At 65.5% G+C, this 13,188-nt stretch carries 13 protein-coding genes; 10 read left to right on the top strand and 3 right to left on the bottom strand.

The features are described 5' to 3' along the window. The 6 genes from nadB to J2X11_RS11895 are packed head-to-tail and all read left to right on the top strand — an operon-like array spanning nucleotide 1 to nucleotide 6,771. The gene (gene nadB / locus J2X11_RS11920; protein WP_309971241.1) at nucleotides 1-1,533 is read left to right on the top strand and encodes an L-aspartate oxidase; all 1,533 of its coding nucleotides are present in this window, start codon (nucleotides 1-3) and stop codon (nucleotides 1,531-1,533) included. After that, nucleotides 1,526-2,368, top strand: a complete 843-nt coding sequence (gene nadC, locus J2X11_RS11915) for a carboxylating nicotinate-nucleotide diphosphorylase (protein WP_309971238.1) — start codon at nucleotides 1,526-1,528, stop codon at nucleotides 2,366-2,368. Before nadB ends, nadC begins: the two co-directional genes overlap by 8 nt. Next, nucleotides 2,365-3,486, top strand: coding sequence for a cysteine desulfurase family protein (locus J2X11_RS11910; RefSeq protein WP_309971235.1), 1,122 nt, complete (start codon nucleotides 2,365-2,367; stop codon nucleotides 3,484-3,486). The genes nadC and J2X11_RS11910 overlap by 4 nt, the downstream gene beginning before the upstream one ends. A gap of 26 nt (nucleotides 3,487-3,512) precedes the next feature. Beyond that, on the top strand, nucleotides 3,513-4,718 hold the full coding sequence (locus tag J2X11_RS11905) for a cysteine desulfurase family protein (RefSeq protein ID WP_309971232.1): 1,206 nt from the start codon (nucleotides 3,513-3,515) through the stop codon (nucleotides 4,716-4,718). Next, entirely contained in the window at nucleotides 4,715-5,803 is a 1,089-nt protein-coding gene (gene mnmA, locus J2X11_RS11900; RefSeq protein ID WP_309971229.1) for a tRNA 2-thiouridine(34) synthase MnmA, read from the top strand. Before J2X11_RS11905 ends, mnmA begins: the two co-directional genes overlap by 4 nt. Continuing rightward, nucleotides 5,800-6,771, top strand: coding sequence for a uroporphyrinogen decarboxylase/cobalamine-independent methonine synthase family protein (locus tag J2X11_RS11895; protein WP_309971226.1), 972 nt, complete (start codon nucleotides 5,800-5,802; stop codon nucleotides 6,769-6,771). Before mnmA ends, J2X11_RS11895 begins: the two co-directional genes overlap by 4 nt. Here J2X11_RS11895 and J2X11_RS11890 read toward each other — a convergent pair. After that, on the bottom strand, nucleotides 6,768-6,959 hold the full coding sequence (locus J2X11_RS11890) for a hypothetical protein (protein ID WP_309971222.1): 192 nt from the start codon (nucleotides 6,957-6,959) through the stop codon (nucleotides 6,768-6,770). The two genes, J2X11_RS11895 and J2X11_RS11890, sit on opposite strands and share 4 nt — an antisense overlap. An 82-nt stretch (nucleotides 6,960-7,041) precedes the next feature. Here J2X11_RS11890 and ligA point away from each other — a divergent pair, with 82 nt between their 5' ends. The 3 genes from ligA to J2X11_RS11875 all read left to right on the top strand — a co-directional run bounded on the left by ligA (nucleotide 7,042) and on the right by J2X11_RS11875 (nucleotide 10,246). Beyond that, nucleotides 7,042-9,114 carry an NAD-dependent DNA ligase LigA gene (gene ligA, locus J2X11_RS11885; RefSeq protein WP_309971219.1) on the top strand — a complete coding sequence of 691 codons (2,073 nt, stop codon included), beginning with the start codon at nucleotides 7,042-7,044 and terminating at the stop codon, nucleotides 9,112-9,114. Beyond that, complete coding sequence (locus J2X11_RS11880; protein WP_309971216.1) at nucleotides 9,107-9,340, top strand: DUF1272 domain-containing protein; 234 nt, start codon at nucleotides 9,107-9,109, stop codon at nucleotides 9,338-9,340. The genes ligA and J2X11_RS11880 overlap by 8 nt, the downstream gene beginning before the upstream one ends. Nucleotides 9,341-9,433: 93 nt before the next feature. Continuing rightward, entirely contained in the window at nucleotides 9,434-10,246 is an 813-nt protein-coding gene (locus tag J2X11_RS11875; protein ID WP_309971212.1) for a pseudouridine synthase, read from the top strand. On the opposite strand, the gene J2X11_RS11870 is transcribed toward J2X11_RS11875, so the two are convergent. Then, the gene (locus tag J2X11_RS11870) at nucleotides 10,243-10,584 is read right to left on the bottom strand and encodes a YrdB family protein (protein WP_309971209.1); all 342 of its coding nucleotides are present in this window, start codon (nucleotides 10,582-10,584) and stop codon (nucleotides 10,243-10,245) included. The two genes, J2X11_RS11875 and J2X11_RS11870, sit on opposite strands and share 4 nt — an antisense overlap. A 32-nt stretch (nucleotides 10,585-10,616) precedes the next feature. Between J2X11_RS11870 and J2X11_RS11865 the strand changes: the two genes are divergently transcribed. Continuing rightward, complete coding sequence (locus tag J2X11_RS11865; RefSeq protein WP_309971206.1) at nucleotides 10,617-12,278, top strand: NAD(P)/FAD-dependent oxidoreductase; 1,662 nt, start codon at nucleotides 10,617-10,619, stop codon at nucleotides 12,276-12,278. On the opposite strand, the gene J2X11_RS11860 is transcribed toward J2X11_RS11865, so the two are convergent. Then, nucleotides 12,279-13,118, bottom strand: a complete 840-nt coding sequence (locus J2X11_RS11860) for an alpha/beta fold hydrolase (protein WP_309971203.1) — start codon at nucleotides 13,116-13,118, stop codon at nucleotides 12,279-12,281. Nucleotides 13,119-13,188 lie beyond the last annotated feature (70 nt).

Genomic DNA, 13,188 nt, shown 5'->3' with positions numbered 1-13,188 from the left:
ATGCCCAGCATCATCGTCGTCGGCAGCGGTGTCGCCGGTATGACGGCTGCCCTTGAGGCAGTCGGCTCATACGACGTCACGCTGTTGACCAAGGCGACGCTTGCGCAGAGCAACACCCGATACGCGCAGGGCGGCGTGGCTGTCGTCATCGACAACATGAAGGACCCCGGTGCACCCAAGCTTGGTGACACCGTCGAGTCCCATGTCGCCAACACCCTGGTCGCGGGCGCGGGCCTGTCCGACAAGGACACCGTCGGCATCCTGTGCGCCGAGGGCCCGGCCGCGATGGATGAACTGATCGAGCGTGGGGTGAAGTTCGACCGTCACGACGGCGAGCTCTCGCACGGACTCGAAGCGGCTCACGACTATCCGCGCATCCTGCACGCTGGAGGCGACGCGACTGGTGCGGGCATCGCCTACGCGCTGATCGACCGCGTACGCGAGAGCGACATCAGCGTTCGTACCCAGACGACCGTGGTTGACCTGCTCATCGAAGACGACCGCTGCGTCGGGGTCATGTTGCTTGGCGGCGAGGAGCTCCGCGCCGATCACGTCATCTTGGCCACGGGTGGCGCGGGACAGCTGTTCCCGTACTCGACCAATCCCGCGATCGCGACGGCTGATGGTCTCGGTATGGCTCTACGAGCCGGAGTCGTCGCTGCGGATCTGGAGTTCTACCAATTCCACCCCACGTCGCTGGATGCCCCGGGCAACTTCCTGGTGTCCGAAGCCGTACGTGGAGAGGGCGCCACGCTGATCGACGCCGACGGCAATCGCTTCATGTTTGACGTGCATCCCGACGGCGAGCTCGCGCCGCGTGACGTGGTGGCTCGCGGCATCGCGATGCAAATGGCCAAACAGCCTGGCAAGCCCGTACGACTCGACGCGACTGCACTGGGGGCCGAGTTCCTGGCCAAGCGATTCCCCAACATCGACGCGGCCTGCCGTGCGCAGGGCTTCGACTGGGGCGAGGTGCCGATCCCGGTGACACCAGCTGCTCACTACTACATGGGCGGCATCCGTACGGATGAGTGGGGACGTACGTCCTTGTCCGGTCTGTACGCAGTCGGCGAGGCAGCCTGCAACGGCCTCCACGGCGCCAACCGTCTCGCGTCCAATTCGCTGCTTGAGGGCGCCGTCTACGGCACCCGGGTGATCGAGGGGCTCAAGGATCCGCAGCCTGTCGTCGCGTTCGACGACGAGTGGCCGGCGCCGATCACCGTCGACCTTCTTGACGACCCCGAAGCAGACGACGTCAACCGCACTGACCTGCAGCGATTGATGTGGGATGCGGCCGGACTGGCACGCAATGGCCCTGACCTGGAAGCTGCGATTGCCGAGCTCAAGCGTTGCAAGGCGCCGACCGTCAACGACGCCAAGTCGGCTGAGGATGCCAACCTCCTTGTCGTCGCACGCGCGGTGGTGACGAGCGCTTTGGCCCGCAAGGAGTCGCGGGGCGGCCACTACAGGACCGACTTCCCCGAGACCGATCCCGCTCAGGCGCGTCACTCCTCGGTGGTGTCCCATGCTTGAACTCCGCCAGATTCAGTCCGTCGTCGACATGGCGCTCGACGAGGATGCGCCGTTCGGTGACCTCACGTCGCAGACGCTCGTACCGGTGACGGCGAAGGCGACGGCCGACCTCGTGGCGCGAGAGCCCGGAGTCTTCGCCGGTGCCGAAGTGTTTGAGGTCGCCATGACGACGCTTGACTCGACGGTCTCGGTGACGCTTCATGCGGCTGACGGCGACACGTTCGACAAGGGCGCGGTGTTGGCAACCGTCAGCGGTCCGGCTCGAGCGGTTCTGCAGTCCGAGCGGGTTGCACTCAACCTCGTCCAGCGGATGACTGGCATCGCGACGCTCACGGCGACGTACGTCGACGCCGTCGCGGGAACGAACGCTCGCGTGGTCGACACTCGCAAGACGACGCCGGGACTGCGTGCGCTGGAGCGTCACGCCGTACGGTGCGGCGGCGGCCACAACCACCGCTACTCGCTCTCGGATGCCGTGATGGCCAAGGACAACCATCTCGCCGTCATCGACGACATCACGGCTGCTCTCAAGCAGGCGAAGGCTGATCTGCCGCACACGACGCACATCGAGGTCGAGGTCGATCGTCTTGAGCAAATCGACGCAGTCCTCGCCTCCGGTGCCGCGCACACGATCATGCTCGACAACTTCTCGCTCGACGAGCTGCGTGCGGGCGTGGCGCAGATCGGCGATCGGGCACTGGTCGAGGCGAGCGGCGGCATCACCCTCGAGACAATCAAGGATGTTGCGGCGACCGGCGTCGATGTCATCTCGGTAGGTGCGCTGACCCACAGCGTCCGCGCGCTCGATCTTGGGCTGGACATCAAGGTCACATGATTTATCTCGACGAGGCCGCCACGACTCCCTTGTCACGGGAAGTTCTTGAAGCGATGTGGCCGTACTTGAGCACGGAGTACGGCAACCCGTCGAGTCACCACGAGGTGGGCGATGCCGCCCGTCGTGCGCTCGACCAGGCTCGCGCCGACGTTGCCGAGGTGCTGGGTGCCAAGGCATCGGAGATCACGTTCACCTCTGGCGGCACCGAGTCCGACAACGCCGCGATCAAGGGCATCGCCCTCGCCGCACCCCGCGGCAAGCACATCATCGTCTCGTCGATCGAACATCCCGCGGTACTGGCGTCAGCCGAATGGCTGGGCCGGATCGGCTACGACGTCACGGTGCTCGACGTCGATCACGAGGGAGTCGTCGCGCCCGAAACTCTCGCGGCAGCGTTGCGCCCGGACACGACGCTGGTGAGCATCCAGTACGCGAACAACGAAGTCGGCTCGATCCAGCCGATCGCCGAGCTCGTCGCGATCGCGGGCGACGTACCGTTCCACACGGATGCGGTGCAGGCCGCAGGCTGGCTCGACCTCGATGTCACCAAGCTCGGCGTGCAAGCCATGAGCATCTCGGGACACAAGATCGGTGCCCCCAAGGGGATTGGCGTGCTCTACATCCAGCGGCGCACTCCGTTCGAACCGCTGATTCACGGCGGGGGACAGGAGTCTGGACGCCGCTCCGGAACGGAGAACGTGGCATCCGCCGTTGGCATGTCCACGGCGCTTCGGTCGGCTGGCGGATCGCCGTTGTCGACGATCGCCAAGCGCGACGACTTCATCCGAGACGTGTTGGAGAAGGTTCCCGGCGCTCAGCTCACGGGGCATCCGACGCAACGGCTGCCCGGCAGTGCATCGTTCGTGTTCCCAGGTACGAGTGGCGAGGCGATCCTCGTCGAGCTCGAATCCCGCGGCATCGTCTGCTCGAGTGGCTCGGCCTGCGCTGCCGGAAGCGATGAACCCTCGCACGTGCTCACTGCAATGGGTTACGACGCGGAAGTCGCACAGACCGCCGTACGGTTCACCTTCGGACGTTCCACGAAGCCCGCCGATCTGACCACTGCGGCTGCCGATCTCGTACGAGCTGTCGCCTCAGTCACCGGGCGCGGAGCCTAGTCGCGCCGGGATAAGATTGTTGAGCGATGAACCAGTCTGGACGCACGACGTACCTCGACCACGCGGCCACCACACCGATGGTCCCCGAGGCGATCGCCGTAATGGCCGAAGAGCTTGCCCGTACGGGCAACGCGTCATCGCTCCACGCCTCTGGCCGTGCCGCCCGCCGTACCGTCGAGGAAGCCCGCGAGCTGATCGCTGAGCGGTTCGGCGCGCGACCGAGCGAAGTCGTGTTCTGCTCCGGCGGCACCGAGGCCAACAATCTCGCGATCAAGGGTCTCTACTGGTCACGGCAGGCGCAGGATCCGGCCCGCAACCGTGTCGTCTTCAGCTCGATCGAGCACCATGCGCTGCTTGACCCAGTCACCTGGCTCGCGAAGCACGAGGGTGCCGAGATCGACATGACTCCCGTCGATGGGGCAGGCCGAATCCTGGTCGACGAGCTCCGCGCAAGCGTGGCTGCTGCACCGTCGCAGGTCGCCGCGATCACGATGATGTGGGCCAACAACGAGATGGGCACCGTCCAGCCGATCGCCGAGGTTGTCGACATCGCCCGTAAGTACGACATCCCCGTTCACAGCGACGCCGTGCAGGCTGCTGGTTACCTGCCACTCGACTTCACCGCGAGCGGCCTCGACGCCATGACGATCACCGCGCACAAGCTCGGCGGCCCTGTGGGAGTTGGCGCCCTGCTGATCCGCCGCGAGGTCGAGCCGACTCCGCTTCTGCACGGTGGCGGCCAGGAGCGCGATCTCCGTTCCGGCACGATCGGCGTCGCGCTGATCGCCGCGTTCGCCAAGGCCGTCGACATCACCGTCGGGCGCCAGGGCGAGACCGTCGACCGCATCGAGAAGCTCCGGCAGCGACTCATCGACGGCATCCGCAACGTCGTGCCCGACGCGATCATCAACGGCGACCCGCTGTCGGGCCCGGATCACCGACTGCCGAACATCGCGCACGTGACCTTCCCGGGTTGCGAGGGCGACGCGATGCTCATGCTGCTCGATGCTCAGGGCATCGAGTGCTCCACCGGTTCGGCATGTGATGCCGGAGTGCCGCAGCCGAGCCACGTTCTCCTCGCAATGGGCTACGACGACGTCGCTGCCCGCGGATCGCTTCGCTTCAGCCTTGGCCACACCTCGACCGAAGCCGATGTCGACGCTTTGATCGCTGCGCTGCCGGCCGTTCACGAACGCGCCAAGCGCGCTGCCCTCGTACGGACGACGTCATGAGGGTCATCGCGGCAATGTCGGGCGGTGTCGACTCCGCCGTCGCCGCAGCGCGTGCTGTCGACGCAGGTCACGATGTCACGGGCGTACACCTCGCGCTGAGCCGCAACCCGCGCTCATACCGGACCGGTGCTCGTGGTTGCTGCTCAATCGAGGACGCCGGCGATGCTCGCCGCGCCGCCGACGAGCTCGGTGTCCCGTTCTACGTGTGGGACATGAGCGAGGAGTTCGCCGACGAGGTCGTCGACGATTTCATCGCCGAATACACCGCCGGTCGTACCCCCAACCCGTGCCTGCGCTGCAACGAGAAGATCAAGTTCGCCGCCGTCCTCGACCGCGCGTTGGCGCTCGGCTTCGACGCCGTGGCGACGGGTCACTACGCGCAACTGCGTACCGCTGATGACGGCACGATCGAGATGCATCGCGCGATCGACATGGGCAAGGACCAGTCGTACGTGCTCGGCGTGCTGACCCAGGAGCAGCTTGCGCACTCGCTGTTCCCACTCGGCGACACCACCAAGGACGTCATTCGTGTCGAGGCTGCAGCCCGCAACATTCAGGTCGCGCAGAAGCCCGACAGCCACGACATCTGCTTCATCCCCGACGGCGACAACGCCGGCTGGCTCGGCGAGAAGCTCGGCGCCAAGCCCGGCACGATCGTCGACGAGGCCGGAGCGGTCGTAGGTGAGCACGAAGGTTCGTACGCGTTCACGATCGGCCAGCGTCGCGGCCTTCGCCTCGGTATTCCGGCCGACGATGGCAAGCCACGCTTCGTACTCGACATCGAGCCCGTCAGCGGCACGGTGACGGTTGGACCGCGTGAGCACCTGAGCGTGGACTTCCTCGAAGCCATCAAGCCGCTTTGGTGTGGCGCCGCGCCGACCGAGTCGCTCGAGTGCACGGTCCAGCTCCGCGCGCATGGTGAAGAGCACCGGGCGACCGTGTTCGTCGACGGCGCCGATGTTCGCGTTGAGCTCCACGATCCTGCGAGCGGCATCGCGCCTGGTCAGGCCTGTGTCATCTATGACGGCACCCGCGTCGTCGGCTCAGCCACGATCAGCCGTACCGACCGCCGCGTCTCCGCGTGAGTCTCGCCACCGGCATCGGCTCGATGCCCGGCACTGACTTTGCGGAGTCGTTTCGCATCGTTCTCGGTGAGGTCGGCGGATTGCCATACGTTCCCGAGCTTCCCGCCAGAGGCGTGCACGCCGGGATGATCGGCCGCGCGCTTTCGGTGCTCGAGGGCATAGAAGCTGACCTGCAGCCTGATGGTTGGCGACTCGGTACCAGCGAAGGTGCCGACCTCCGTCGTGCCCGATCGCTGCTCGCACAAGACCTCGACGGCGCCGAAGAGCTCGCTGCGGGACATACGGGACCGATCAAGGTCCAAGTCGCCGGTCCGCTGACGGTCGCGGCAATGGTGGAGCGTCCGCGCGGCGACAAGATGCTCGCCGACCACGGTGCTCGCCGGGAGATCGCCGAGTCACTCGCCGAAGGACTCCGTACGCATGTGCTCGACGTACGACGTCGCTTTAGTGGTGCAGACCTGATCGTGCAGATCGACGAGCCTTCGATCGTTGCCGTGATGACGGGCGGCATCCCGACGGCGAGCGGATTCGGACGTCACCGCAGCGTGCAGCCCCCTGAAGCCGATGAGCTGCTTCGCATGATCACCCGCTCGATCACGGATGCCGGAGCGCGACCCGTTCTGCACTCGTGCGCACCCGACGTACCGATCGCATTGCTCGCTGGCGCGGGGTTCACCGCCATCTCGTTCGACCTCGGTTTGGCCAAGCCCGAGGATGAATGGGCCGAAGCGTTCGAGCAGGGCATCGACCTGTGGGTCGGTGCTGTGCCGTCGCTCGATGCGCGCGTCAGCGACACCGAGATCGCAGGACGAATCGACACATTCTTCAGCCGGCTCGGCTTCGCCGACGAGACATACGCCGACCGACTCGTGGTGAGCCCGACCTGCGGCATGGCCGGCGCATCGCCGGACTGGGCGCGCCGCGCTCTCACACTTTCGCGCGCCGTGGCCGACCGTCTCGACGCCTAGCCGCGTACTCCTTTCTTGAGGCACAGCAGCCCGAGCACGATCGCGATGATCGACCAGAACGTCGTGACGAAACCCGAGCCCGACCAGCCGTTGTCACGCGCCAGGATGGCGATGACACCACCGACGATCAGGATGGCGGCAACGGTGAGATAGGTGTCGCGGTACGGATTGGGGTATCGCATTGCCATGGGAACTCCCTCCCTGCCTGGCCCACGCTAGGCCGAAGTCGACCGCAGCGCGAGTGTCGGAGCCGGGCGATAAAGTCGACCCATGGCGACCGACGACGAGCTGCGGCAGCGACACAAGGAGCTTGCCGAGGTCATCGAGGAGCATCGGCAGCGCTATCACCGAGACGATGCGCCGACGATCTCTGACGGTGAATACGACGCGCTGATCCGCGAGCTCCAGAACCTCGAGGAGCAGCTGCCTGAGCTGCGTACCCCTGATTCGCCGACGCAGCAGGTCGGCGGCATGATTTCGTCGACTTTCGAGGCCTACGAGCACCGCGAACGGTTGATGAGCCTCGACAACGCGTTCAGCATCCCCGAGCTCGAGGCCTGGCACGCCCGCATCCTGCGCGAAGGCGTCAACAACGCCGAGTTCCTCTGTGAGCTCAAGGTCGATGGGCTCGCGATCTCGCTGACGTACGAAGACGGTGTGTTGACCCGCGGCGTCACACGCGGTGACGGTCGCGTTGGCGAGGACGTCACCAACAACGTCCGCACGATCGGCGTCATCCCGCACAAGCTCAAAGCCTCCAAGACTCATCCGATCCCTGCATACGTCGAGGTACGCGGCGAGGTGTTCTTCCCGACCGAGGCGTTCGAGGAGTTCAACAAGGCATGGGGCGAGGCGGGCAACACCCCGTTTTCCAATCCCCGCAACGCGGCTGCCGGCACGCTTCGGATGAAGGACGCGTCCGTGACGGCGAGCCGGCCGCTGTCGATGGTGTGTCACGGCATCGGCTACCGCGAAGGGTTCACACCCAGCAGGCAGAGCGATGCGTACGAAGCGCTCAAAGCTTGGGGTCTGCCCACCAGCGATCGCTTCAAGGTCTTGCCTGACCTCAAGGCCGTCGAGGAATTCATCGACTACTACGGCGAGCACCGCCACGACGTCATCCATGAGATCGACGGCGTCGTGGTCAAGGTCGACCAGGTTGATCTGCAGGGCCGACTCGGTTCGACGTCGCGTGCGCCGCGCTGGGCGATCGCGTGGAAGTACCCACCCGAAGAGGTCAACACTCGTCTTCTCGATATCCGCGTCAACGTTGGCCGCACCGGAAGAGTCACCCCCTACGGCGTCATGGAGCCCATTCGGGTCGCTGGGTCGACCGTCGAGATGGCCACGCTGCACAACCAGCACGAGGTCAAGCGCAAGGGTGTTCTGATCGGCGACATGGTGGTGCTCCGCAAGGCGGGGGACGTCATTCCCGAGATCGTGGGTCCCGTCGTCGCGCTGCGCGATGGCAGCGAGCGCGAGTTCGTCATGCCGACCGATTGCCCGGCCTGCGGCACCAAGCTCGCACCGTCACGCGAGGGCGACAAGGACATCCGCTGCCCCAACACGCGTACGTGCCCGTCGCAGCTTCGTGAGCGCCTGACTCACGTCGGTGGTCGCGGCGCGTTCGACATCGAGGTGTTTGGTTGGGAGGGCGCAATCGCGCTGCTCGATGCCGGCGTACTCGTTGATGAGGGCGGTCTGTTCAGTCTCGACGAGGAGCAGCTGCTCCGGGTTCCGCTCTACACGCGCGCGGCTAAGAAGGGCGAGGAAGGCGACCGGGTGCTGAGCGCCAACGGCATCGCGCTGCTCGACAACCTCGAGAAGGCCAAGAGTCAGCCGTTGTGGCGTGTGCTCGTCGCGCTGTCGATCCGGCACGTCGGTCCTACGGCTGCCCGGGCGTTGGCGACCCAGTTCGCCGACCTGCAGGTCATCCGCGATGCGAGTGCCGAGCAGCTCGGTGCGGCCGAAGGTGTTGGTCCGACCATCGCCGACGCCGTGGTCGAGTGGTTCGAGGTCGACTGGCATCGCGCGATCGTCGATCAGTGGGCTGCTGCCGGCGTACGCATGCGGGACGAGCGTGACGAGTCCATCGTCCGCACGCTCGAGGGGCTGACGATCGTCGTCACGGGTTCGCTGGAGCGGTTCACGCGTGACTCCGTCAAGGAGGCGATCATCAGCCGCGGGGGCAAGGCGTCCGGCTCGGTGTCCAAGAAGACCGACTTCGTCGTCGTCGGAGAAAACGCCGGATCAAAGGCCGACAAAGCTGAGGAACTCGGTCGTCCGATTCTGGACGAAGCTGGTTTCGAGAAGCTCCTCGCCGAAGGCCCGCCCGATGCTTGAGCTGCGTCCTAACTGCGAGCGGTGCGATGTTGACCTCGATCCGATGTCGACCGACGTCATGATCTGCACGTACGAATGCACCTGGTGTCGCGATTGCGCCACGATCCTCGGCGCTTGCCCCAACTGTGGTGGCGAGATGATGCAGCGTCCTCGGCCTTCGGCTGCACGCCTGGCGAAGGATCCGCCGTCGACGGTGCGGGTCTTCAACCCTGACTTGATGGCCTGAGTGCCTCCTCGTTCACCGTTGCCGCCGCGACACGGGCTTGGTGCGGCATGGCTTCGTACACCTGACCGTTCGCCCGATGTTCCGTGGAAGACGATGGGCGAGTGGCTCCGTCACCGCCTGCCGGAGCGAGTCGACATCGACGGAATGCTGGCTGACCAGCGCTTTGTCTATGACGACGGCAAACCAGTCGCCGGGGATCATCCATACGAGCCGCATACGTTCGTGTGGTTCCACCGCGATCTGGTCGACGAGGTCGACGTACCGGGCGAGATCCACATCGTCCATCGCGATGAGCGGCTGATCGTCGTCGACAAGCCCGCCTTCCTGTCGTCGATCCCGCGCGGTCGGCATGTGCGCCAGAGCGTGGTCGTACGTCTGCGCGACGAGCTCGATCTGCCCGAACTCTCGCCGCTACATCGGCTTGATCGCGTGACGTCGGGCCTGCTGATGCTCGCGACGGAGCGGCGCTGGCGGGGGAGTTATCAGACGCTGTTCCAGGACAACCAGGTCAGCAAGACGTACAAGGCTCTGGCGCCGATCCGCGAAGACCTCGAGTTGCCGGTCACCGTTGGCAATCACATCGTGAAGCGTCGTGGTTCGTGGCAGGTCGAGGTCGTTCCGGGAGCCCACGTCAACGCCGAGACTTTGATCGAGCTGGAGTCCGAGTCAGCCGCTCTGGGCGTCTACAAGCTCACGCCTCGTACCGGCCGCACCCACCAGCTGCGCAAACACCTCAACGATCTGGGCATCCCGATCGTCAATGACCCGCTCTACCCGGTTGTGCAGGACATCGAGGTCGATGACTTCAACCACCCGTTGCAGCTGCTCGCCGCAGAACTGTCCTTCACCGACCCGCTCGATGGTGATTTGCGAGAGTTCCGCAGCGTTCGCCGATTGCCGCTCTAGGGATCAGTGCGTACGCGGGATGCAAATGCGGCGGTTGCGAAGACAGCGAAGCCGATGCCCCACCAGGCCAGGCCGCCGGCTGCGGCATACAGGGCGGTGGTGGCGAACAACATGACCTGCGCGATGAACCGTTGCGGGTTGGACAAACGGCGAGCCGAGGTCGGGGCCATCCATTGCGACCAGATGCCAATCGCGACGAATGCCAGAAATATGCCGAGCGCCCAGCCGCGCCAACCCGACGCCATGCCGTGGCCAGCGGCGACGAGCAGGACGAGCATCACGAGCTCGCATGCGAAGGCGATCAGGTCTCGGGCACCGATGGTCGGCTGAGTGGTCATGGAGTCAGCCTAGGGTCGGGTAGTTTCTCGCTATGACCGAGACACCGCGACCGAAGCCGGTGATCCTGCTCGTCGTGACGGAGACGAGCCGTGCGGTGCTCACCGACGAGTTCTCGAGCCGGTACGCACGCGACTACGACATCCGCGTCGTGACCGATGTCCTCACCGTCACTGACTATGCAGCGTCCGTCATCGTCGAAGGTCAACCAATAGCGCTGATCTGCGTCGACTTTGACCTCGACATCGACGCAGTCGACGTGCTCGACGTCCTGCGCAATGTGTCACCGAGTAGCCGTCGCATCGTGCTCACGCCCTTCAGTTCGTTCCAGGCGTCTCTCGAAGAATTGCGGCCGGCGCTCGCCGTGGGTCGACTCGACACGTATTTGCTCATCCCGCAGGGACCGCGCGACGAGGAGTTCCACACCGCGATCGCTGAATATCTGTCCGAATGGGCGACCACAACGTCCACGCCAGAGGTTGTTGGCGTGCGCATCGTCGAAGACGGCAACCAGCCCGCCGTTGCTGGCATCCGCGACTTCCTCGACCGGATGGGCGTTCCGTGGTCTCGCTACCTGCCAGACAGCGAGGTCGGGCGTGAGCTGCTCGCCGAGGCTGGTGAGGGTGCCGAACTGCCGATCGTGAAGGCGTTCGCGCGCCCGCCGCTCGTCGGTGCGAACGAGCATCTAGTCGCCAGCTCGTTCTATGGGTCGCCTGCAGATCTCGGCGACGACTATGTCGCGGACCTGGTCGTCATCGGCTCAGGACCGGCGGGTCTCGCCGCGGCGGTCTATGGCGCATCCGAGGGCTTGCAAACGATCGTGTTCGAGTCGGAAGCGGTGGGCGGACAGGCCGGCACCAGCTCGATGATCCGCAACTACCTCGGCTTCCCGCGTGGGATCTCAGGTATGCGCCTTGCCTTCCGCGCCCGACTCCAAGCGACCCGTTTCGGTGCCCGCATCTATACGGGCCGCCCGGTCGAGGGGCTCACCGTCGGGGACGTGCACAAGGTGGCGCACGAGGACGGCGTCATACGGGCTCGCTCGGTGCTTATTGCATGTGGCGTGCGCTACCGGCGCCTTGGCGTGCCTGCGCTTGAGGATTTGGTCGGGCTCGGCGTGCACTACGGCGCCGCGACAAGCGTTGCTCGCGAGATGGAAGGTCGCGATGTCTTCGTGGTCGGCGGTGGCAACTCGTCAGGTCAGGCAGCGATTCACCTCGCCCGCTTCGCGCGTAGCGTCACCATCATCGTTCGTCGCCGGGCCCTTGAGGAGACGATGTCGGCGTATCTCGTAGATGAGATAGCGACGCACCGCACGATCAAGGTGCGCACGGGCTCGCGCATCGTCGATGGTGGCGGCGACGGGCGCCTGGAGTGGATCGATCTGGAAACCGATGGTGTCGAACGCCTGGCTGCTGACGGGCTGTTCCTGCTGCTCGGCGCAGAGCCAGGTTGCGACTGGCTGCCCGAGGAGGTGGCGCGCGACGAGAACGGGTTCATCCTCACGGGTCGCGACGTGCCCAAGAAGCTGTGGGTCGACGGCCTTCCGCCGGCGCCCTTGGAGACAACGGTCCCTGGCATCTTCGCCGCAGGCGACATCCGCTCCGGCTCGATGAAGCGAGTGGCATCAGCGAGCGGCGAGGGAGCGGGCGCGGTCTCACTGGTGCATGCACACCTCGCACCAGCGCCGGACTGACTACACGCCGATGCGCTTGGCAATGCTCGCGGCAAGCCGTTCTGGTGCCTCGTCGAGCAGCCAGTGCGTGTGGTCCTTGTAGACGTCGAGCTCATAGGGGCCGGTCACGTAGCGCTCCGTGAGGTCGATGCCCTTGCGCCCGAGTGCAACGTCGTCGTCGCTCCAGACCATCGTTGTCGGTACGGAGACCTTGCCTCCGATGTCACCGATCGGCGGGAACAGAAGCCCGCGATACCAACCGATCCCTCCGGTAAGAGCGCCGTAGTCAAGGATGTCGGACCGATAGGTTTCGACCATCTCCTGAGTCATCCCCGCGTTGCGCAGCCCTTTGGCGGCCACCGGCGACTTCTGCTTCAGCACTAGCTCGGGAACGACAGGCAACTGGAACAGAGCCATGTAGTACGACTTCAGCAGCTGATTGCTGCTCAGCATCGAGCGGAGGAACGCCGCTGGGTGTCCGACTGAGACGGCCGTGTACGTGGAGACGAGCTGAGGCGAGTGGGCGGATACGGCCCAGCCGACGGTCGAGCCCCAGTCGTGGCCGACCAGGTGTACGGGTCCGCCAATGTCCGAGATCAGGGCGAGGATGTCATTGCGTAGCTGCGAGGCGCGGTAGCCCCAGCGGGTACGCGGTCGGGCGCCGGGGGAGTAGCCCCGCTGATCGGGTGCGTACGTCCGCAGTCCGCGTTCGTGCAGGTGGCTGGCGACGGTGTTCCAGGCGGCAGCGCGCTGCGGGAAGCCATGAAGGAGGACTACGGGAGTGCCGTCCAAGGGACCGCTGTCGATCACGTCGAACGTGTAGCGGCCGTTCCTGAACTGGGAGATGCGCTCAGAGGTCATGCCAGCATCCTTTCAGAACTTGCCCACTCACTAGGATGGGTCAGTACCCCCGACTTCTTTTGCAAGGATT

Origin of the sequence: Aeromicrobium panaciterrae, from assembly GCF_031457275.1 — a bacterium.
Taxonomy (GTDB): Bacteria; Actinomycetota; Actinomycetes; order Propionibacteriales; family Nocardioidaceae; genus Aeromicrobium; species Aeromicrobium panaciterrae_A.
Note: the sequence above shows the minus strand (reverse complement) of the source record. Positions and strands in the feature narration are given on the sequence as shown.

Excerpts from the sequence above, each read along its gene's own strand:
- nadB (WP_309971241.1), top strand. The coding sequence starts at position 1 with ATGCCCAGCATCATCGTCGTCGGCAGCGGTGTCGCCGGTATGACGGCT.
- nadC (WP_309971238.1), top strand. The coding sequence starts at position 1,526 with ATGCTTGAACTCCGCCAGATTCAGTCCGTCGTCGACATGGCGCTCGAC.
- J2X11_RS11910 (WP_309971235.1), top strand. The coding sequence starts at position 2,365 with ATGATTTATCTCGACGAGGCCGCCACGACTCCCTTGTCACGGGAAGTT.
- J2X11_RS11905 (WP_309971232.1), top strand. The coding sequence starts at position 3,513 with ATGAACCAGTCTGGACGCACGACGTACCTCGACCACGCGGCCACCACA.
- mnmA (WP_309971229.1), top strand. The coding sequence starts at position 4,715 with ATGAGGGTCATCGCGGCAATGTCGGGCGGTGTCGACTCCGCCGTCGCC.
- J2X11_RS11890 (WP_309971222.1), bottom strand. The coding sequence starts at position 6,959 with ATGGCAATGCGATACCCCAATCCGTACCGCGACACCTATCTCACCGTT.
- ligA (WP_309971219.1), top strand. The coding sequence starts at position 7,042 with ATGGCGACCGACGACGAGCTGCGGCAGCGACACAAGGAGCTTGCCGAG.
- J2X11_RS11880 (WP_309971216.1), top strand. The coding sequence starts at position 9,107 with ATGCTTGAGCTGCGTCCTAACTGCGAGCGGTGCGATGTTGACCTCGAT.
- J2X11_RS11875 (WP_309971212.1), top strand. The coding sequence starts at position 9,434 with ATGGGCGAGTGGCTCCGTCACCGCCTGCCGGAGCGAGTCGACATCGAC.
- J2X11_RS11870 (WP_309971209.1), bottom strand. The coding sequence starts at position 10,584 with ATGACCACTCAGCCGACCATCGGTGCCCGAGACCTGATCGCCTTCGCA.
- J2X11_RS11865 (WP_309971206.1), top strand. The coding sequence starts at position 10,617 with ATGACCGAGACACCGCGACCGAAGCCGGTGATCCTGCTCGTCGTGACG.
- J2X11_RS11860 (WP_309971203.1), bottom strand. The coding sequence starts at position 13,118 with ATGACCTCTGAGCGCATCTCCCAGTTCAGGAACGGCCGCTACACGTTC.